Raw genomic sequence first — 18,750 nt, forward strand, 5'->3', positions numbered from 1 at the left:
CGTCTGCCCGGTGAAGCGGAAGTTCGCCGAGCTTCCAGCTAGATGTTTAGTCCCGGCATTTGCTGGAGCGGATTGAGTGTGAAACGTCCGGACTGGGAGGCCCATGCCTTGCAGACGAACTCGTAGGGTGTGAGGCCCTTGAGAGTCTTGAGCCTGCGGCCGTAGTTGTAGGCGGCGACGAAGTCGGCGAGATGGCCGCGGAGCTGATCGTGGCTCTCGTAATAGAAGCGCGTGACGGTTGCGTCCTTGATGGTCCGGTTCATGCGCTCGACCTGGCAGTGGTCCACGGATGCTTGGCTTTGGTCGTGCGATGCTCGATGTCGTTCGTGGCGCAAGTGTATTCGAAGGCGTGGGCCCGGAAGCGTTCGCCGCTGGCGATGGCCTGCTTGATCAGCGTGAGATAGCGGCTGGCGTCACCGGTTATACGATCAATGGAACAGGGAACAGCGTTCTTGTTCCGCCGGTCGTCACGGCTGGCGATTTTCTGGTTCGGCATTGGCGAGACGTCCAAGATATTCTTGATCGCGTAGGGCGTCTTTTTCCCGGTCTGGGTCAACACCTATATCGGCGTGCGCGACGTGAGCCCGCTGCTCGGGCGGGCGGCAGCAAGTCTCGGCGCAGGTGGCTGGCGCAACTTCGCCTACGTCGTCATACCCGGCGCGCTGCCGTTCATCATCGCCGGGCTTCGCGTCAGCCTGTCGGTTGCGCTGGTCGTTTTGGTGGCGGCGGAATTGGCTGGAGCAGCGTTCGGCGTCGGCTATCTGATCCAGATGTCACAACAGGTATTCGGCTCGATCAGATGTTCGTCGGGCTGATCGCGCTCGGTGCGATGGGGGTTGCGGCCGATCTCCTGTTTGAACGCGCCGTCCGCAGGTTGCTGCCCTGGTACGGCGCCGAGCAGGCAGGACAGAAGGGCTCGCAAATCGAGCGAGCCTCTGGCCGTCTGATCACAAAATAGCGAAAGCAATTTATTGCGCGCCAGAGGCGACGGCGTGGATTACAAGCCGTGGCAAGACGGAGAGGCGACGTGCAACCATCCCAGGTCGAGTTATGCGAAGACGCAACGGCATTGGCGCTGACCTGGCCGGATTGCGGGATCCGGCAGGTTGATGCGGTGGCCCTGCGCCGAGCCAGCCGTGCAGCCAGCGAAATCCGTCGGCAGATCGAGGGCATCGAACTGACGCTCCCGCCGGATCTCCACATCGCGGCGCTCGAACCAATCGGGAATTACGCACTGCGGCTCCATTTTTCGGACGGCCACGACCGCGGGATCTACCCGTGGTCCTATTTGCGCCAGCTCGCCGGACAGCAGCCAGCTTGAGGGTACGGTATGGATGAGATCAAAAGTGGCCTGACGGAGGTCGTCTGCGACATCCTGGTGATCGGCGGGGGGACCGCCGGGCCGATGGCAGCCTACAAGGCGAAGCGCCACAGCCCGGAGGCGCGCGTCGTTCTGCTCGAGAAGGCCAACGTCAAGCGCTCTGGTGCGATCGCGATGGGCATGGACGGGCTAAATAACGCGGTCGTCCCAGGCTACGCGACGCCGGAGCAGTACACCAAGGAGATTACGATCGCCAATGACGGCATCTGCGATCAGGCGCCGGTGTACAAATATGCGTCACGCTGCTTTGAAATCATCCAGGAGCTCGACGGCTTTGGCATCAAGTTCCAGAAGAACGAGAACGGTGATTTCGACGTCAAGAAGGTTCATCATCTCGGCTCCTACGTGCTGCCGATGCCGAACGGCGATACCGTCAAGAAGGCGCTTTATCGCCAATTGCGTCGCGAGAAGGTGCTGATCTCGAACCGCTACATGGCGACGCGACTGTTGACCGGACGCGATGGGCAGATCGCCGGCGCGATCGCCGTCAACACCCGCAGTGCCGAGTTTCTGGTGTTGCGTGCGAAGACCGTCATCCTGTGCGCCGGTGCCGCCGGCCGGCTGGGCTTGCCGCAATCGGGCTATCTCTGGGGCACTTACGAGAACGCCACCAATTCCGGCGACGGCTATGCCATGGCCTACCATGCCGGTGCCGCTCTCGCGAACCTTGAATGCTACCAGATCAATCCGTTGATCAAGGATTACAACGGTCCCGCCTGTGCATATGTGGCCGGTCCATTCGGAGCCTACACCACCAACAGCGAAGGAAACCGTTTCATCGAGTGCGACTACTGGTCGGGACAGATGATGCAGGAGTTCTATAACGAACTGCAATCCGGCAAGGGACCTGTATTCCTGAAACTCAATCACCTGCACAGCGATACGATCGGCAAGATCGAGGCGGTCTTGCATCAGGTCGAGCGACCGTCACGGGGACGGTTCCACGAGAATCGTGGGACAAACTACCGCGAACGCATGATCGAGATGCATATTTCCGAGATCGGCTTTTGCTCCGGGCATAGTGCCTCGGGGGTCTATGTCGACGAATTTGCGCGTACCACGGTGCCGGGGCTTTATGCGGCCGGCGACATGGCAAGCGTCCCGCACAATTACATGCTCGGCGCCTTCACCAACGGAGCGGTGGCAGGCGAGCACGCGGCGGAAGTTGCCGCCAACATCGACCTCGCCGACTATGACGCCGCCGATGTCGTGCGCGAGCAGCAACGCGTGCTGGCCGCAACACGACGGGAGGATGGCATTCCGCCAAACCAGCTCGAATACAAGGCGCGACGCTTTGTGAATGACTATCTTCAGCCGCCGAAGGTGACCGCGAAGATGAAACTGGGGCAGGCGCGTTTCGCCGAAATCCGCGAGGATATGGAGAGCGCGATGGTGGTGCGTGACGCGCACGAACTGATGCGTTCACTGGAAGCGGCGTCGATCCTGGATTGTGCCGAAATGGCGGCGTTTGCTTCGCTGTTTCGTACCGAGAGCCGATGGGGGCTCTATCATCATCGTGTTGAATATCCCGAGAAGAATGATGACGACTGGTTCTGCCACAGCATCCTGCGCAAGCGGGGCGGACGGATGACCGCAGAGAAGCGGCCGGTCGCGCCCTACATAGTCCCAATCGACGAATCCGAGCGTTCGGCCTATGACCGCCAGCGCATCCGGCAGCACGCCTAGAGAGAAGCGGACGTTTCATGCCAATTGCTCATACGCCAACCGCTGTTCCAGTTGTCGTCGACGAGGCCAAATGCATTGCCGACAAGGGGTGCACGGTCTGCGTCGACGTTTGCCCGCTGGATGTGCTCCGGATCAGCGATCTCACCGGCAAGGCCTACATGAAATACGACGAGTGCTGGTACTGCATGCCCTGCGAGACCGATTGCCCGACCGGTGCCGTGACGGTCAACATTCCCTATCTGTTGCGCTGACATGACCGTGTTCGAGCCATTCGAAGCGTTCGGAGATCTCGGAGAGATTGCTGAGCGGCTAACGAGTGAAGACCCATCGGTGCGCCGACTGGCGGTGCTTGACCTCGTGGAGACGTCGAGCGGCGAGGCGGTTCCGTTGCTGGCGGGTGCCATCCTCGACGCTGAACCGGTGGTCCGCCAGCAGGCCGCGCAAGCGCTTGGCGAGTTTGACGGCATCGACGTTGCCAGAGCGCTGATCGGCGTCGTAGCCGACCCTGTGGCGGAGGTCGCCCAGGCGGCCGCTGACAGCCTTGCCGAACTCCGCGATCCCGAGGCAAGTGGCGTCCTCCTGCCGTTAGTTACCCATCCGGCCGCTTTTGTGCGCGCGGCGGTTTTTCGGGCACTGAAGGCACTCCAGGTCGATGCATCGCTGGGTCCCGCGATCACAGGGCTTGGTGACGACGATCCCGGCGTGCGTGTGCAAGCCGTGGGAGTCATCGGCTATCTCAAGAAGACTGAAACGCTGCCATCCTTGATCAGCGCAACGCGAGACAAATCTGCTGATGTCAGGCTTGCGGCCGTCAACGCGCTGTCGTTTGCTCGCAACGAGATCGCGGCTCAGGCGGCAGCCGCCGCGCTCTCGGATTCGGAGTGGCAGGTCCGGGCTGCTGCGGCGGAAGCGATTGGGCGGATCGGTCAGGCTTCAGCGGCGGGCGCGCTGATTGCTTCGCTCGCCGACAGCTACTGGCAAGTTCGTCAGAAGGCGTTGCAAAATCTTGGCCGGCTGTGCGTTCGGGACGCTGTCGAAGCTGTTGTTCCCTTCCTCGACGACGAGCTGCCTTCGCTGCGCAAGGATGCCGCCGCAGCGCTCGGTGATATCGCTGATCCGCGCTCGCGCGATGCTCTCACGCGGCATACTGGTGACGTGGACCCCGATGTTCGAAAGACCGTGATCTGGGCGCTTGAACAGATTGGCCGTGGATGACTAATCCTTGAACAGGATGTTTTCGAGAAGATCGAGTCGCCGAATCCTGATGACGCCGTCCTCGATCGCGATAATGCGCTTGGTCTGGAACCGCTTCAGCATCATGGTGATCCACTGACGGGTCGAGCCAACCATCGCGGCGATCTGGTCATGCGTGACCTTTCGGTTGATGAGGACTGTCTCGCCGTCGGCAAGTCCATACAGCTCGGCGAGATTCAAAAGATATTGAGCGAGCCGCTCAATCACCGAGCGGGTGCCGAGCATCTGCGCCATCGATGAATAGCACTTGCCCTTGGCGATGAGGCCATCGATCAACGCCAGTGCGAAAGTCGGCATCTCGGCCAGCATTCGTTGAAGCGCGGGGCTGGACAAGGCCAGGATCTCGCAGTCCTCCATTGCGACGCCGGACCACATGTGGGGACCGCCACCGGAGATCTCGGGACCTCCGATGAAGTGGCCAGCCGTCCAGTAGGCGAGGGTGATCTCCCGGCCGGATGGTGCAGTGTAGTAGACGCGGACCTGTCCTCTTCTGATGATGAAGATGCCGTTGTGATGCTCGCCCTGGCTGAACACCATTTCGCCCTGCGCGGTGAAAACGGCGCGACCGGCGGCCAGGACCTGGGCCTTCTGTTCGGCGGACAGGCGATCCAGGAACTGGGCGCCGACGTTGAGGCCGTCGATGCTCTCGCTCATGAAAAATGCAGAACCGCCGGCCGCCGCGCACGGTCCGTTGGAGACCGTAAGGTTGTCTCTTGTTCGATAGCTGCCGTCCACGGAGATGGCTGTCTGCACCATCGGAGAGCGGGAGTAGCCTTCGGAAGCTTCCTTGATTGTGGTCATTGCGGCCCGGATGTCCTGCGCTGTCGTCCCTAGCTAAGTGTGAGGAGATGGCGAAGTCCACTTGTTTGAATGCCCGTCAGTGCACTTAGCAAAGCTGACGCGAGAACGTCACTCCGCTGGAATGGATTTTCTGCGGATCCGCCTGGCGCGAGAAAATCATTTGAAGCGCTTGCTGCGTGCCGTGATTGGAATCCGCCAGCGAATGACTTCTCCGACGCGATGCAAGTAATTGCTTCTGTTGCCGTGGTGTCGGCTCGATAGTGCAGTCCTGCGTTTTGCGGTGGCTGCTGGCCGCCGATCGATCGTTGGAGATGGGCCGATGCGTTCGCTTTACTTTATGAAGACGGCAGCCACCGCCGCGCTTGCCCTATTTGGCCTGGCAGCGATAGCGCAGGCCGAAACCATCCGGGTCGCGGTCGGGACACAGGACACCACCATCAACTGCGCGACAGGCGGCCTATTGATTCGCGAGCTCAAGCTGTTGGAGAAATTCCTGCCGCATGACGGCAAGTACAAGGATGTCACCTACGACATCCAATGGAAGAACTTCACCAGCGGCGCCCCGCTGACCAACGAAATGGTCGCCGACAAGCTGGACTTTGGCGCGATGGCGGATTTTCCGGGTTCGCTCAACGGAGTGGCGTTCCAGAAGGCGGGCCGCCGGAGCCTCTTCATCAGTGTCCTGTCCGGCAGCACGAAGGGCAGCGGCAACGGCATCGTAGTGCCCTCGAACTCTCCGGTTCAGTCGATCAAGGACCTCAAGGGCAAGACGATTTCCGTGCCCTTCGCATCGACGTCGCACGGCATGCTGCTGCGCGCCATCGAAGCCGAGGGCTGGAACCCAGAGACCGACGTCCACATCATCACCCAGGCGCCTGAAGTCGCCGGTCCTGCGCTCCAGGCCAACAAGATCGAGGCGCACGCTGATTTCGTTCCGTTTGCCGAACTGTTCCCCTGGCGCGGATTTGCCCGCAAGATCTTTGATGGTTCGCAAGCCAATGCGCCAACATTTCACGGCGCGTTGGTCGATGCCGACTACGCGGAAAAGTATCCGGAGATCGTCGTTGCCTACCTGCGCGCCGCACTCGAGGCGGATCGCTTGATCGCGAACGAACCGGAGAAATACAGCGATCTGATTGCCAAGGTGACCGGTATCGAGGCGGAAGTCATCTATCTGTTCCATGGACCGCTCGGCCTGCAGACGCGCGACGTGACCTGGAAGCCCGAATATCGTCAGGCTGTGGCCACCTCGATCAAGACACTGAAGCTGTTGAAGCGCGCCGATAGCGACCTCGATATCAATCAGTTCGTGACCGAGAAATACATCCGGGCGGCAGTTGCGGAAGCCGGCGGTGACTACGAAACACAGTTGAAGAGCTACGACCAGCTTGGGCTGAAGGCCCAAGATGCGACGACCGGCGCCAAGATCACGGATTTCAGTCGTGTCGCCCAGATTTGGGTCAAGGACGAGCCGCTCGTTCAGCACTTCAGTTCACCGGAGGGCGCTTTGACGGCTCTTGCTGGCCTGGAGAAGCATGGCAAGGCAATTCGCGTCATCTATGCCCAGGATCGCGAAACCGGCATCAAGCTGTTCGCCAATCAGGCGTGGTTTGTGCGATCGCCAAAGGGGGAGCTCAGTGCGTTCCTGCTCAAAGATGGGGCGGAAAGGTGGTCGACGGCGCATGGTGGCGTGGTGGTAGACTATGCCGGCGCACGGGAATCGCTTGTCGCGAGCCGGTGAGCAATGACGACCACTCGCACCGCTGGCCAGGTGCCATGGGCGCGCTGGCTTGTTCGGGGTCTTTCGATCGTCGCTTGCATCGTGCTGTGGCAACTCGCCTCAGCCCTGCACCTGAGTCTGGGTTTCGTCACATTTCGCAATGTGCCGCCGCCGACTGAAGTTCTGCAGTCCGCAATCGTGCTGCTCAAGTCGCCCAAGTTGCTGGCGCATGTGGGCAGCAGCCTGTGGAGGGTATTTGCGGGATACGGCGCAGCGGTCTTGTTGGGAATTGGCTTTGGCTTTGCGATCGGCCGTTCGCGCGCCGCGAGCGACCTTTTGCTGCCGCCGCTCGAGCTGCTGCGGCCGATCCCCGCGGTGGCCTGGATACCTCTCTCGATCCTGATCTTTCCGTCGTCGGAAATGTCGATGATCTTCATCACCTTCATCGGTGCGTTGTTTCCTATTGTTCTCAACACCGTGCATGGCGTTGCGAATATCGACCGCCGGCTGGTTGCCGCCGCGCGCAGTCTTGGCGGTACGCCTGCCGCCATTCTCCGTGAGATCGTGCTGCCGGGCGCTGCGCCGAGCATCGTTACCGGGCTCGCCATCGGCATGGGCACATCGTGGTTCTGCCTCGTTACCGCGGAGATGATTTCCGGCCAATTCGGCATCGGCTACTACACGTGGGAGGCTTACACACTTCAGAATTATGCCGATATCATCGTCGGCATGCTCGTGATCGGCCTGCTTGGCATGGGCAGCAGCTGGCTCCTGACGACATTGGGACACTATCTGATGCCGTAGCGGCAGCCGACGGTCGCACGATGAATATTCGGATATCTGATGTTTCGACGAGATCTGTCGGACGTATCGGCATCGAGCGTATATCGATCTCGCTCGGGGATGGCGCTGACGCCTTTGAGGCTGTTCGCGATCTCGATTTCGCAATCGCGCCCGGTGAGCTGGTTTGCGTGCTCGGCCCATCCGGTTGCGGCAAATCCACCTTGCTCGGTGCTTTGGCAGGCCACCTGCCGGTAACACGCGGGCGCTTGACGGTGGATGACCAGGCGGTTCTTGGCCCGAGTCCAGATCGCGGAATCGTATTTCAGCAACATACGCTGTTTCCGTGGAAGCGTGTTCGCGACAATGTCGCCTTCGGCCCGAAGATGCGCGGCGTGGGCAGGAGCGAGCGATATCAGGCCGCTGACGAGATTCTGCGGTTGGTCGGCCTTGAGGGCTTCGAGCGCTTCTATCCTTCGCAACTCTCAGGCGGGATGCAGCAGCGTGTCGAGATCGCGCGTGTTCTAATCAACCGGCCACGTGTGCTGTTGATGGACGAACCGTTCGGCGCACTGGATGCGCAGACTCGCAGCATGATGCAGGAGGTTCTGCTCGACATCTGGACGAGAATCCCGACAACGACCATCTTCGTGACGCATGATATCGAGGAAGCGCTGTTTCTTGCAGACCGCGTCATTGTTATTAGCGCGAGACCGGGGCGGGTCATCGAGAACATCCGCCTCCCGTTCGGCCGGCCACGCCGGGCCGAGCTTGTCACCGAACCGGATTTTGTGCGTCTGAAGCGCCGGATACTCGATCTTCTCAGACAGCCGGATAGCCCGCAGCCGCTGGCACGGTTGAGCCCGCTCGGAATCAAGTAGGGATGAGTGAGACGCCCAGCCGGGCGGCGAGGGCGGCGCATTGCTTGCGGATATCGGGAATCGCTATGATCTCCTAGAGCCGTGCGCCTGAGCGGGCCTATTGCGAAGAGGCGCTGTGAGACCTCGCCATCGCGGCCGATGATCGCACAGTTGCGATCGGTCTTGATGCCGATGCAGAGCGGGTCGATGTGCGATAGGCCCGGTCGAACAGGCCGCACACCGCCCGATTCGGCGTAGCGCACGGATCCTCGACGATGCCGGTGCAATCGACGAACACCTGCATGTCCAGGATTCTGGCATTCGTCGCGCCGGCGATAGTGGATTCGGACTCCGTCGTCGTTTGGCGCGACGCTTATCACCTTGGCCGCCATCAGGCACGATCCACAGTTCTCAGCATTTCGCCCTCATGCTGGAGGCGCCGCTCCGCCGGATTGAATAGATCTCGATCTGCACTTTTGAGAGACGAGCGCTCCCTCGAATATCCCAAATGGGACTGGCCCTTTACGACACCCGGTGCACCCAGGAGTGAGACCATTGCCGCCCTTTTGTATCGCTTTCCGCTACGTGAAGCGCGGAGGACGCACGTGTTGACCGATCCTTTGCCTCAAATACCTGGATTTCATCGGGGAAGATCCCCTCAATCAGTCCGCCATGAATCCTCGGGGGCGACCATCCGCAGTGCGCTCGAGATAATGACTGCACTGCGATCTGACGTTGAGTGCCGCTCAGTCCTCGTTGCGGGCGATCGATTCCATCAGCGACACCAGCTGACGCTGGACGGTCTGATCCTTGATCGTGCTGTACGCGCGCAGGAGCCGCAGGCTGAAGGCGCTGTCGAGGAACAGCAGGCTCTCGACTTCGCGAGCCTTGTTGTCGCTGTCGTAGAAGAAGGTGACCGGCACATCCAGCGCGCTCGCGATCTGCTGAAGGCGGGCGGCGCCGACGCGGTTGACGCCCTTTTCGTACTTCTGGACTTGCTGGAAGCTGACGCCGAGTTTGTCGCCGAGCTCGGCCTGCGAGATCTTCTGCTCGACACGGCGCAGGCGAATCCGCTTGCCCAACTCAATGTCCGGTTTTCCGGCACTGCGCTGCTTCATCTTCTTTGCTGCTGATCTGTTCATTCTGGTGCGTCCTTCAAATCGAGATCCCTGGCCTTCTAGGTCAGGGTCCGTCCATGGTGTACCGCATTAAATCCGTCTGGATCGTCAGTTGGTCGTAGGAACCACGGCAATCCAAGAAGATCACGGGATGGTAGTCCAGACGCATTTACGCGCCGGAAGCAGCTGCCAACTACCTAAAGTCGATCGCGCCAAGGATGCCTCGCGACACTTTCGCCCTCCACATTTGGCAGAATATTGACCATACTGCAACTATCGCGAGTTTAATTGCCAGTGATGTTGATGTGGCGCAGCCGCAGTCCCGTATCCCCACGGGAGTCTCCAACGTATGCTAGTTCTGTGCATTACGGTGAGCGCTTGGGCTCTAGGGAACAGGCTGCAGAACAGCTCGTCGACACAGACGCCGATAACGCAACAAAAGCTGGCAGTTCGGTTGCCCTGGCACCGACAGGTTACGAGTCGCGTTCAGTCCTGGCGGATGTCCTCGCCAGCGATCAAGCCTCTATCGCCCGCGATAATCGTTGGCGGAGCGTACGTCGGCGCACAGGGGCGCGTATGAACGCATCCTTGATCTACCAAGTCAGGGCAAGGTTCGGACTAACGAACTCGCGATCAGTCAAGCCATGATCGCGAAGCAACGACGGATTTTGCGTGGAACATTCCAAAAGACGCGCGCCACTCGCCGCGCGATGAGGAAGGGCAAGAGGGAATCGCGTATCGAAGTCTCCTCATTGCCGCCGTTTGGCATGCTGGCTCTCTACCTTTGCGACCGCCAGCGCTCATGCTACCCACGCCAGATATTGCTTTGTGCTGGGTGCGGATGCCGATTTCGATGCGATCAAATGAAAAAAGCAGAAGGAAGCGGCGCCGCTTTTTGCGGTCCGGTGGCTATTACCCATCAACAACGCCGGCTGAGTCGATTGAAGGCCCCGCTCGCTGCCGAAAAGCCGTTCGGTACAGGCACCTCTTGTAAGAACCTTGGCCGTCGTCGCGACCATGCAATGGCATTGCGGCAGAGCGAATTCATAAACTTTTGTAGGTTATTGCTGATCGTCGAGAACGAGCCAGCGTTCCGACCAATGAGCTTGGCCACGCGGCGTGCCTCTAGTTACTAGCTGCAGCACTCCCCTACTTGCCGAGTCGCAATGTCGTTGAAATAGGAGTCAGATATGAAAACTGCCGAGCAGCTCTTTCAAGATTTCATTGAGGCGGCTGGTCTTCCCGTTGGCAATTCTGTTGTCATGCGCGAGAGAAGGCGTGAGGCAGATGCCGAGCCAAATTGGGTCATTGCGACCGGGAATCTGCCCGACGACGCGAAGGAGCGCTATGAAGAGGCGGTGACACGCTTGCGTGAAGGGCACCCACACGTGAACTGGGACCACGTAAAGGATCGCGAAGGCGTATGGCGAATTATCAGAGCGCTCAAGACTGCCTAAGAGGCGTGGGATAGCTATCGCGCCCGGTACGTCCGATGGATCGCGAGTGGCCTGCGATTCTGGCAACCGAGCCAAGTCACTTTGTAGGCCGAATGCTCCGTGGGAAGCGCTCAATTCGTGGGAAAGCGCTCGCGAACGCCAGCATCTCCCGCACGAGCTGCCTTACGACCAGTACCTCGACACTCTGGGCCTGCACCTACTGCCTACCGATCCTCTGCCACAGCCAACGCGCCACCGCGGCGGGCGAGGAGTTCGCATTGCTGCCACTGGCGCGCAAATTGGCTTCGCGCATCGTCGCAATGTCGATCCGCTCAAGGAGCGGCTTCAGCGCCTCCTGCAATGCCGCATCATGCGCGCGCCGCGGTGCCAGCAGCAGGACCGCATCATAGGGCGGGATCGCGTGCTTGGGATCGGCCAACGTCTCCAGGTCGTATTCCTTGATCCGCCCCTCGCTGGTATAGCCAGCGATGACGTCGACGTCGCCACTAGCCACTGCCGCATACATGAAATCCGGCTGCATCTGTCGTTGCCTGCGGAATGAGAGGCCGTAAGCCTTTTGCAGGGCGGTCCATTCGGGGCGCGAGAAGAACTCGTAGTCGCCCGCAATCGACAGCGTCGGCGCGTGCGCAGCCAGGTCAGTGATTGAATGAATACCGAGTGCATCGGCGCGCTGCCGCGGCATCACCAGCGCATAAGCGTTCTCGAAACCCAGCGCACCGAGCAGGGTGACGTCCTGCTTTGCCAGGATCTCCTTCAACTCGGCAAGCAACCTTTCGCGCGGCGGCATATCGGTGCGGTGAAACTGGTTGAGCCACAGCGTGCCGGAATAATCCACATAGACGTCGATGTTGTTGGCCGCGAGCGCCAGGAAAATCACGCTGGAGCCGAGGCCTTCGCGCGTCGAGGCCTGCAATCCCGCCGCCTGCAGCCGCTGCTCGATCAGCGCGGAGAGCACATATTGCTCGGCAAACGTTTTGGCGCCAACGACGTAGGTCGACGGCGCCCGTGCCATCGAAGGTATCAGCGTGGCCGTGACCAGTACGGCGATCCCGACACTGCCGAGCATGGTGTGGAGGCGCTTGCGCTCGCGCAATCCGCGCTCGATGAGCGTCAAGAATTGATCGACCGCGAGCGCCAGCAGCGCCGAGGCGACGCAACCGAACAGCACGAGCACCCAGTTCTGGGTCTGTAATCCAGCGAAGATGTAATTGCCGAGGCTGGTCTGCCCGATCGGCGTCGATAATGTCGCGGTCCCGATCACCCACACCGCCGAAGTGCGGATGCCGGCCATAATCACCGGAAGCGCCAACGGCAATTCCACCGTGAACAGCGATTGCCGCGGCGTCATGCCCACCCCTTGCGCCGCTTCAAGCAGCGCGGGATCGACGCCGTTCAGCCCGGTGATGGTGTTGCGCAGCACCGGCAGCATGGAGTAGAGCGCCAGCGCCAGCATGGCGGGCAAAAATCCGAACGCGGAAAAGTCGAAGCCGAACCAGCGAAGCGTCAACGACGCAATGGCGAGCAGAAGCGGGTAGAACAGCGCGAGCAGCGCCAGTCCCGGCACGGTCTGGACGACGCTGGCGAGGCCCAGCAGGATGCCGCGGCTCACGGCATGGTTGCGTGCGAGGATCGCGAGCGGCAGGCTGATCACGAGCCCGAGCGCCAGCGCTGCCAGGCTGACCTGAACATGGCTGCCGAGGTAGTCCGGCAGGTGCGCGGCCGCGTCGCGCCAGCGGGGGTCGGACAGGAAACTCATCCCGCGCTTGCTCCCGCCAGCAGGGCGTTCAGCCGCTCGGCCTGCCGCCTGGGCGTGCGCAACAGCTCCGCCACATAGGGCTCGTTGTTGTTTGACAGCTCAGCCGGCTGGCCTTGCGCCACAACCCGTCCGGCCCGCATCACCGCGATGCGATCGGCAAGCAGCAAGGCCGCCGTCATGTCGTGGGTGACCATTACCGTGGTCAAGGCGAGCCTGCGATGCAGGGCGCGGTACTCATCGCCGAGGGTGTCGCGGGTCAGCGGATCGAGCGCGCCGAACGGTTCGTCCATTAGCATGATACGGGGACGGGCGGCGAGCGCCCGCGCCACGCCGACACGCTGCTGCTGCCCGCCCGACAGTTCATGCGGAAGGCGATCGCGATGAAGGGAGCGATCGAGCCGCACCAGCTCGAGGAGCTCATCGACCCGCGCGGCGATCTCGGCGGCGGGCCAGCCGAGCAGTCTCGGCGTGACGGCGATGTTGTCGGCGACGCGCATATGCGGAAACAGCCCGCCGCTCTGGAACACGTAGCCCATGCAGCGGCGCAAGCGCACCGGATCGACGTCGCGCACGTCCTCGCCCTCCACCATGACGCGGCCGCTGTCGGGGGCGAGCAGGCGATTGGCAAGCCGCAGCAGGGTGGATTTGCCGGAGCCGGAGGCGCCGACGATCGCCAGGAATTCCCCCGCGGCAATATCGAGCGAGACATCGTCTACGGCCGTGACGCGCTCGGCGTCATGACCGTTGGCAAAGCTCTTCCTGACATGGGCGTAGGCGATCAGCGGTGCGAGTGCCATGGTTGGACTGGACCAGTGCGCTGTTGTCCCGAATCCGAAGTTCGCTTCATTCTGCGGTGGACACGTTAGCGAACTTCGGATTCGAAGGACACTGGCAAGTCTATGCGGCCCGCCGTGACGCGCGGGAAGACGGTTGGTGGTTTGAGACTTCGAAATTGCTAATGGCGTCGCGGGCGTTACGGTACGAAACGTACCGTTATGACTTCATTAGAATACGCTTTCCGAGGATCCGTGCTCGCTTGTCCGTATCGTACAAAGTATGTTCGCGCGGCGATCGCGAACAATCTGTCAGCGCGACGTTCTCCAAGGAATGTAACGATCCATAGCACTGTTGATACGCGCTTAATCTAGCTTGGCCGACCGCTCCGCAACAGCTGCCGATAACCATGTCTGGCCGCCCACTTGGCACGAGCGAGATGGGTTTCATACGCGCGGCGGGCACGCTCCGGTTCATGTTCGGAATCAATGTGCAACACGACCTTTGCAACTTCTCGCCAGTCGGCGTCCTCTGCATCTGCGTCCAGAAGGCGCATATAGGTGACAGCGTGTTCTTGGTCGTAGGGCGTCAGGATCGAATCCGTCGGCGCTGCATCGTTGACATCCGGATCGAGCGGCGGATTTTGCATGGCAATCCTCCCAAGATGAGATCGGGGCAATGACGGTGCTTGGCTGATTTCAGGGTGGGGGAGCGCAGGCGTCAGGTCAAGGTCTCATCTGCGCAGCGCATAGTGCTCCCAGCACACAATCTGTTGTCAGTCGACGTGACGTGCTCTCGTCTATGTTTTGGAATTACCCGATCTTCTCCTAGCTCGAGCTCCGAGTTGTTCTCAACCGAGAAAGCCCGCGCCGAAATGGGCCGTGCTTGTCCCTTGGCAGGCACCGCAAAAACCTTCCCGCCAAAGGGTCATAATCACTGTGCAGCGGTAGTAGTATGTTCATGAACAACTACTGACTGGCGGCGGGCGACATGGTAAGTTCATCCCGCCCTACAGCCACGATCTTATCAACCGAAAACCCGTTGAATCGCGCCATTTGCGTATAGGCGCCCACATTCTGGAATTCAATCCAATCGCCTTCGCTCATATCGCGTGGCAGTGAATACGAGAATCCAAGCCTGTCCATGCCGTCGCAAGTTGGGCCAAAGATGATAAAGTCCTGCCGCTCCTCAGTCTGGATCGGCCGTCCCCCACGCCAAGCGCGGGCGGGGAGCAGAAAATATTGTCGGGCAGGTGAGAGCCCGCTGTAGATGCCCGCGCCGCAGTAGAGCGCCCCGCCCTTTCTTAAGATCACGCGGCAAAACAAAGAGATGCTATCATGAACCAGTGCTCGCCCGGGCTCACACAAGAGTTCAACACGCTTTAGTGCATCCGTTTCGCGCACAAGTTCCGTGATGTCGGAGAGCATGCTCAAGGGAGAGTGATAGGGGAAGTTCAGATAATGGCCGGGAAAGCCGCCACCAATATCGAGCGCTGTGGGCGCTGGAGAAACAGCTTCTATAATATCGACGGCCGCCCGAATGCCATGCAGGTAGGGATCGACAACGATCGTTTGGGAACCTGGGTAAAAGGACAAGCCTGTGGTCCAGCGCGATTGCGCGTTGACGAGACCCAGCAGGCGGCTCGCTTCGGCGGGCGAGACACCAAACTTGCCGTTTAAGTCTAAGATGGCGCACGTCCCGCTACACTTGAACCGGACGTAGATTCGTATTTCCGGATCATGCGACGGCAGGACCTCGAGGAGCTTCCGCAGCTCGGATTCGCAATCGATGACATAGTCGCGAACCCCCAGATCCCGGAACGTCCGTTCGATATCGCGACGAGATTTCACGGGATTCATGAACCATGAACGGGCCCGGGGAATAGTGGAATGGACAAGGCGGGCTTCGGCCAGCGACGCCACGTCGAATCCGGCCACTCCGGCGCGAGAGACTGCATGAAGAATTTTGGGCAACGGATTCGCCTTCACCGCATACAGCACGCGTCCTGAGAAATGCTCGGTGAATTCGCGCGTGACGGATGCAAGGCGCCCCTCATTGAGCGTATAGAAGGCATCAACTTCCGCCCTTTCCAATGACCTTACCAAGCTCATATTGCAGCATTCCTCTCGCACCGGCGCCGTGTTGTCGCCTGCTGCGAGAGCAATGACCATGCCAGCGCTCCTCACGCATTGAACCGCCTGATTACGATTTGAAATAGTTCGCCATGCGGCCCCGGCGCGCGATGTCTTGGATCTTACAACTTTTGTACACGGGAGTGAAAAGCCAGACAAAGATCGAGGGGCCGGCGCATCCGGATCGTGCATCACGGCCTTAATCCCTCGTTGAAATTCGCTCTGGCCTAAGACAAGGACCAGGCTATGAACCGGGGCAGCGGCCGTCAGTTTGAAGGCCAACTAGACCAGGGCCGGACTCAATTTACCCACCAAGTGAGGGCGGCTGCCGGTGGGGAGCGCCGAATGGATACCACAAGAATGTGCCTCTGACGCAGGCTTCTTGATCGGAGCCTCCAAGATCACCTTGGAGGACGACAAGAAGACAGCGACCTTGCGACACGCGTCGGTCAACAACGGCGCGCAGACGCAGGGCGAAATCCAGCTCTATTTCGATGAGTGCGAAAAGAATGGTGTCACCCCTGATAACTTCGCGGTGCGCTGCGAGTTGTCGATCGAGCCCGAGGCATCGACGCGGACTAACATCGCGGTCGCACGCAACACCGCCACGAAGATCGAGGCGATCTCGATTGCGGGCAAGCATGGCTACTTCGATGATTTGAACGTGACGTTCAAGCAGGAGCACCCGTGGAATGAGCTTGCGCAATCCGAGACCGATGTCGAAGACCATTACGTCGACACCCGGCTCTTGCTGCAAATCTTGTGGGCGATGATGCCGGAGGAACTGGCGCCCGATCACCGCCGGACCATCGAGGCGCGGATGCGGGCGTATAAGAACGCGGCCTACTGCCTGCAAGACTATGTTGAGATCCACGATAGCTCCGGGACGAATAAGGAAGACGCCGCGCGCTACAAGTACTTCACTGACATGGCCGGAACAGCGTGGACCGAGTACCAGCGCTGGAAGAAGTTGGACAAGTGGAATGATAAACATCTCCTCGAGCGCCTGCGCCAAGCCATTCGCGGCGAGGACGGCACCATCAAGGAGGTGTCAGACGGCATCGTTTTCCCGATCCTCTCTGCGCTCTCGCGGTTCGTGAAGCTGAAGAAGGGGAAGTGGCAGCTGATCTATCCGAAGGTCTTTCAGGACGAAGACATGCTGATCGCCGCGCGCCGTCCGCTTTCCCAATGTAGCGGACGTCCCATGCTCATGGGCCGGTCCGGCGCGGCCTGTGAGGCCCTGATCCTCCTGACCGAGATGGCGGAACGCTACTCAGAGCAGTACCAGGCGTAGCAGCATCGAACGCCCCGACCCCCGCGCACTATTAGCGCGGGGGCTTTTCGTTGCAATTTTTTGAGAGGAACGCCCGCCGCCGTTTTCTGAAAATGATCAGACAATCTGGCGGCGGGCCGTCGTCATTATTCGGTTTCCACGAACGAAGCTTCATATTGGAAGACGCGAGCATCCTTGTGGGCCCAATCGGGTACTCCGCTTAAAGCGAGAGCGTCTTTTTGATATTCTGCAAGCATGGACACGAGCCGATCCCTTCACAGAGAACGTGAACCTCGCCTATGCGATGAAGATTATCGGACCGTGTGCCTTGGCAATTGCGGCATACCTCGCCACGGCATCAGATGCATCGGCTGCCTGCGTTGGTCCGACGAAGACCGCGACCGGTCCCACCGGCATAACGCTCACCGTATGTCTCGATGGCAAATACTCGACGTGCCTAAGAGATAGCCAAAGACTTGGTTGGAGCGCTCAGCAGGCACGAAGCTTTTGCGAGAAGAAACGAGCGGCTGGCGGCGTAAGGTAACCGGACGACCTTTTGCGTTCGCAAGTTCTGATGGTTTCGCCCTCTCGCAACCACTCAAATTTGCGAAGGAAGCAAGTCCTGGCCAACGCCAGTCCGTGATTTTGACTTGCTCAGTAACATTCGAGGCCTTGTTGAATCGCGACGAAAGCCGGCATTTTGCGGACATAGCGCCGCCCAGCTCAAGACGATTGGCGCTTGCTGGGGAAGGCGCCTCTGTGCAAGACAATTGGTCTCGGAAGCGCATTAACGGGAACCATTCTGTGACAGCCTCTCTCGATGGCGAAATTCGCGACGGCCGCCATCATATGCAGGTCCGCGTTTATTTCGAAGATACCGACGCCGGCCAGATTGTCTATCACGCGAATTTTTTGCGCTTCATGGAACGCGGCAGAACGAATTACTTGCGCCTGCTCGGAACCAATCAGCAAGCGCTGCTCGAGGGAGCGCAGAACGACGCGCCCGGCTTTGCCTTCGTTGTCCGTTCGATGACAATCGATTTTCTAAGACCGGCGGTCTTGGACGACCTGCTCGACGTCGTCACGGTCGCGCAAGAGGTGAGGGGCGCGTCGATCGCCTTGCTGCAGGAATGCAGGCGGGGAGACGATCTCCTAGTCACGGCGCGTGTACGCGTGGCGTTTATCTCAGGCGGAAAGGCGCAGCGCATACCGAAGTCGCTGAGGCTTGCTATGGAAGGGCCTGGATAAATCGGCCCCTCGTTCATGCTGTGGTCTTCCAGCGACCCAATGAAATCAAGGCGTTAGAATTCTGTTGCGATATCGTCAAACCAGAGTTTTCCGGCATTGTCTACCACGCAAATTACCTGCGGTTCATGGAGCGCGGGCGCACCAATCATCTCCGTCTGATGGGCGCCGAGCAGAACGCGCTGTTCGAGGAGGCGCAGGAGGAGACCGGCGGATTCGCCTTCGTCGTGCGCTCGATGACGCTCGACTTCCTCAAGCCCGCGCGGATGGACGACATGCTCGACGTCGTGACCTGGCCGATCGCGGTGAAGGGCGCCTCCATCATGCTGGCGCAGGAGGTCAAACGCGGCGATGACGTGCTTGTGAAGGCGCAGGTGCGCGTTGCGTTCGTCAGCCAGGGCAGGGCACAGCCGATTCCGAAGTCCATACGCGCATTGATGAAGGCCGATTTGGCCTAACTATCGGCCGATAGCGAACGCCCCATAGACTCTCTGTCGCGTGGCGATAGATTTG

Annotated in this window: 20 protein-coding genes and 1 pseudogene; 14 read left to right on the plus strand and 7 right to left on the minus strand. The window is 60.1% G+C overall.

Features of this window, described 5'->3' with window-relative positions:
* Nucleotides 1-38 precede the first annotated feature (38 nt).
* Nucleotides 39-352 (minus strand): annotated as a pseudogene (locus FBZ93_RS14500) (integrase core domain-containing protein); the annotation flags it as partial.
* 226 nt (nucleotides 353-578) lie between these two features.
* On the opposite strand from FBZ93_RS14500, the gene FBZ93_RS41310 reads away from it, so the two are divergent.
* The 6 genes from FBZ93_RS41310 (at nucleotide 579) to FBZ93_RS14525 (ending at nucleotide 4,282) form a co-directional block, all read left to right on the plus strand.
* A complete protein-coding gene (locus FBZ93_RS41310) occupies nucleotides 579-815 on the plus strand; it encodes an ABC transporter permease subunit (protein ID WP_246667487.1) in 237 nt (78 codons plus the stop codon).
* Nucleotides 800-958, plus strand: a complete 159-nt coding sequence (locus FBZ93_RS41315) for a hypothetical protein (protein ID WP_246667488.1) — start codon at nucleotides 800-802, stop codon at nucleotides 956-958. The genes FBZ93_RS41310 and FBZ93_RS41315 overlap by 16 nt, the downstream gene beginning before the upstream one ends.
* A gap of 69 nt (nucleotides 959-1,027) precedes the next feature.
* A complete protein-coding gene (locus FBZ93_RS14510; RefSeq protein WP_146986636.1) occupies nucleotides 1,028-1,321 on the plus strand; it encodes a gamma-butyrobetaine hydroxylase-like domain-containing protein in 294 nt (97 codons plus the stop codon).
* Between the two features lie 9 nt (nucleotides 1,322-1,330).
* Nucleotides 1,331-3,067: a fumarate reductase/succinate dehydrogenase flavoprotein subunit gene (locus FBZ93_RS14515; RefSeq protein WP_146986637.1), complete on the plus strand. Its 1,737-nt coding sequence runs from the start codon at nucleotides 1,331-1,333 to the stop codon at nucleotides 3,065-3,067.
* Between the two features lie 17 nt (nucleotides 3,068-3,084).
* On the plus strand, nucleotides 3,085-3,318 hold the full coding sequence (locus FBZ93_RS14520) for a 4Fe-4S dicluster domain-containing protein (protein ID WP_050420777.1): 234 nt from the start codon (nucleotides 3,085-3,087) through the stop codon (nucleotides 3,316-3,318).
* Between the two features lies 1 nt (nucleotide 3,319).
* A complete protein-coding gene (locus FBZ93_RS14525; RefSeq protein ID WP_146986638.1) occupies nucleotides 3,320-4,282 on the plus strand; it encodes a HEAT repeat domain-containing protein in 963 nt (320 codons plus the stop codon).
* Here FBZ93_RS14525 and FBZ93_RS14530 read toward each other — a convergent pair whose 3' ends face one another.
* On the minus strand, nucleotides 4,283-4,975 hold the full coding sequence (locus FBZ93_RS14530) for a Crp/Fnr family transcriptional regulator (protein WP_246667514.1): 693 nt from the start codon (nucleotides 4,973-4,975) through the stop codon (nucleotides 4,283-4,285). It abuts the gene before it with no gap.
* A 484-nt stretch (nucleotides 4,976-5,459) separates the two neighbouring features.
* On the opposite strand from FBZ93_RS14530, the gene FBZ93_RS14535 reads away from it, so the two are divergent.
* Genes FBZ93_RS14535 through FBZ93_RS14545 form a run of 3 tightly spaced genes read left to right on the plus strand, consistent with a single transcriptional unit; the run spans nucleotide 5,460 to nucleotide 8,503 of the window.
* Complete coding sequence (locus FBZ93_RS14535; protein ID WP_146987031.1) at nucleotides 5,460-6,863, plus strand: ABC transporter substrate-binding protein; 1,404 nt, start codon at nucleotides 5,460-5,462, stop codon at nucleotides 6,861-6,863.
* Nucleotides 6,864-6,866: 3 nt separating this feature from the next.
* Nucleotides 6,867-7,646, plus strand: coding sequence for an ABC transporter permease (locus tag FBZ93_RS14540; RefSeq protein ID WP_146986639.1), 780 nt, complete (start codon nucleotides 6,867-6,869; stop codon nucleotides 7,644-7,646).
* Between the two features lie 20 nt (nucleotides 7,647-7,666).
* Nucleotides 7,667-8,503: an ABC transporter ATP-binding protein gene (locus FBZ93_RS14545; protein WP_146986640.1), complete on the plus strand. Its 837-nt coding sequence runs from the start codon at nucleotides 7,667-7,669 to the stop codon at nucleotides 8,501-8,503.
* A 725-nt stretch (nucleotides 8,504-9,228) separates the two neighbouring features.
* Here FBZ93_RS14545 and FBZ93_RS14550 read toward each other — a convergent pair.
* Nucleotides 9,229-9,624 carry a helix-turn-helix domain-containing protein gene (locus FBZ93_RS14550; protein WP_146986641.1) on the minus strand — a complete coding sequence of 132 codons (396 nt, stop codon included), beginning with the start codon at nucleotides 9,622-9,624 and terminating at the stop codon, nucleotides 9,229-9,231.
* A gap of 839 nt (nucleotides 9,625-10,463) precedes the next feature.
* Here FBZ93_RS14550 and FBZ93_RS14555 point away from each other — a divergent pair.
* Entirely contained in the window at nucleotides 10,464-10,736 is a 273-nt protein-coding gene (locus FBZ93_RS14555) for a hypothetical protein (RefSeq protein ID WP_146986642.1), read from the plus strand.
* A gap of 54 nt (nucleotides 10,737-10,790) precedes the next feature.
* The gene (locus tag FBZ93_RS14560; RefSeq protein ID WP_146986643.1) at nucleotides 10,791-11,057 is read left to right on the plus strand and encodes a hypothetical protein; all 267 of its coding nucleotides are present in this window, start codon (nucleotides 10,791-10,793) and stop codon (nucleotides 11,055-11,057) included.
* Nucleotides 11,058-11,253: 196 nt separating this feature from the next.
* On the opposite strand, the gene FBZ93_RS14565 is transcribed toward FBZ93_RS14560, so the two are convergent.
* From FBZ93_RS14565 to FBZ93_RS14580, 4 genes are all read right to left on the minus strand, one after another.
* Complete coding sequence (locus tag FBZ93_RS14565) at nucleotides 11,254-12,813, minus strand: ABC transporter permease/substrate-binding protein (protein WP_146986644.1); 1,560 nt, start codon at nucleotides 12,811-12,813, stop codon at nucleotides 11,254-11,256.
* Nucleotides 12,810-13,610 carry an ATP-binding cassette domain-containing protein gene (locus FBZ93_RS14570; RefSeq protein WP_146986645.1) on the minus strand — a complete coding sequence of 267 codons (801 nt, stop codon included), beginning with the start codon at nucleotides 13,608-13,610 and terminating at the stop codon, nucleotides 12,810-12,812. Before FBZ93_RS14570 ends, FBZ93_RS14565 begins: the two co-directional genes overlap by 4 nt.
* A gap of 347 nt (nucleotides 13,611-13,957) precedes the next feature.
* Entirely contained in the window at nucleotides 13,958-14,236 is a 279-nt protein-coding gene (locus FBZ93_RS14575) for a DNA -binding domain-containing protein (protein ID WP_146986646.1), read from the minus strand.
* 319 nt (nucleotides 14,237-14,555) lie between these two features.
* Nucleotides 14,556-15,758, minus strand: coding sequence for an alanine racemase (locus FBZ93_RS14580; RefSeq protein ID WP_167529041.1), 1,203 nt, complete (start codon nucleotides 15,756-15,758; stop codon nucleotides 14,556-14,558).
* 367 nt (nucleotides 15,759-16,125) lie between these two features.
* Here FBZ93_RS14580 and FBZ93_RS14585 point away from each other — a divergent pair, with 367 nt between their 5' ends.
* The 3 genes from FBZ93_RS14585 (at nucleotide 16,126) to FBZ93_RS14595 (ending at nucleotide 18,695) form a co-directional block, all read left to right on the plus strand.
* Nucleotides 16,126-17,013: an AIPR family protein gene (locus tag FBZ93_RS14585; protein ID WP_167529042.1), complete on the plus strand. Its 888-nt coding sequence runs from the start codon at nucleotides 16,126-16,128 to the stop codon at nucleotides 17,011-17,013.
* 783 nt (nucleotides 17,014-17,796) lie between these two features.
* Nucleotides 17,797-18,240, plus strand: a complete 444-nt coding sequence (gene ybgC / locus FBZ93_RS14590) for a tol-pal system-associated acyl-CoA thioesterase (protein ID WP_146986649.1) — start codon at nucleotides 17,797-17,799, stop codon at nucleotides 18,238-18,240.
* Between the two features lie 44 nt (nucleotides 18,241-18,284).
* Nucleotides 18,285-18,695, plus strand: coding sequence for a YbgC/FadM family acyl-CoA thioesterase (locus FBZ93_RS14595; protein ID WP_246667515.1), 411 nt, complete (start codon nucleotides 18,285-18,287; stop codon nucleotides 18,693-18,695).
* Nucleotides 18,696-18,750 lie beyond the last annotated feature (55 nt).

Source organism: Bradyrhizobium macuxiense (assembly GCF_007993935.1).
GTDB lineage: Bacteria > Pseudomonadota > Alphaproteobacteria > Rhizobiales > Xanthobacteraceae > Bradyrhizobium > Bradyrhizobium macuxiense_A.

Bases quoted from the DNA above. Each gene is read 5' to 3' on its own strand.
- FBZ93_RS41315 (WP_246667488.1), top strand. From the start codon at position 800: ATGTTCGTCGGGCTGATCGCGCTCGGTGCGATGGGGGTTGCGGCCGAT.
- FBZ93_RS14515 (WP_146986637.1), top strand. From the start codon at position 1,331: ATGGATGAGATCAAAAGTGGCCTGACGGAGGTCGTCTGCGACATCCTG.
- FBZ93_RS14520 (WP_050420777.1), top strand. From the start codon at position 3,085: ATGCCAATTGCTCATACGCCAACCGCTGTTCCAGTTGTCGTCGACGAG.
- FBZ93_RS14525 (WP_146986638.1), top strand. From the start codon at position 3,320: ATGACCGTGTTCGAGCCATTCGAAGCGTTCGGAGATCTCGGAGAGATT.
- FBZ93_RS14530 (WP_246667514.1), bottom strand. From the start codon at position 4,975: ATGAGCGAGAGCATCGACGGCCTCAACGTCGGCGCCCAGTTCCTGGAT.
- FBZ93_RS14535 (WP_146987031.1), top strand. From the start codon at position 5,460: ATGAAGACGGCAGCCACCGCCGCGCTTGCCCTATTTGGCCTGGCAGCG.
- FBZ93_RS14540 (WP_146986639.1), top strand. From the start codon at position 6,867: ATGACGACCACTCGCACCGCTGGCCAGGTGCCATGGGCGCGCTGGCTT.
- FBZ93_RS14545 (WP_146986640.1), top strand. From the start codon at position 7,667: ATGAATATTCGGATATCTGATGTTTCGACGAGATCTGTCGGACGTATC.
- FBZ93_RS14550 (WP_146986641.1), bottom strand. From the start codon at position 9,624: ATGAACAGATCAGCAGCAAAGAAGATGAAGCAGCGCAGTGCCGGAAAA.
- FBZ93_RS14555 (WP_146986642.1), top strand. From the start codon at position 10,464: ATGAAAAAAGCAGAAGGAAGCGGCGCCGCTTTTTGCGGTCCGGTGGCT.
- FBZ93_RS14560 (WP_146986643.1), top strand. From the start codon at position 10,791: ATGAAAACTGCCGAGCAGCTCTTTCAAGATTTCATTGAGGCGGCTGGT.
- FBZ93_RS14565 (WP_146986644.1), bottom strand. From the start codon at position 12,813: ATGAGTTTCCTGTCCGACCCCCGCTGGCGCGACGCGGCCGCGCACCTG.
- FBZ93_RS14570 (WP_146986645.1), bottom strand. From the start codon at position 13,610: ATGGCACTCGCACCGCTGATCGCCTACGCCCATGTCAGGAAGAGCTTT.
- FBZ93_RS14575 (WP_146986646.1), bottom strand. From the start codon at position 14,236: ATGCAAAATCCGCCGCTCGATCCGGATGTCAACGATGCAGCGCCGACG.
- FBZ93_RS14580 (WP_167529041.1), bottom strand. From the start codon at position 15,758: ATGGTCATTGCTCTCGCAGCAGGCGACAACACGGCGCCGGTGCGAGAG.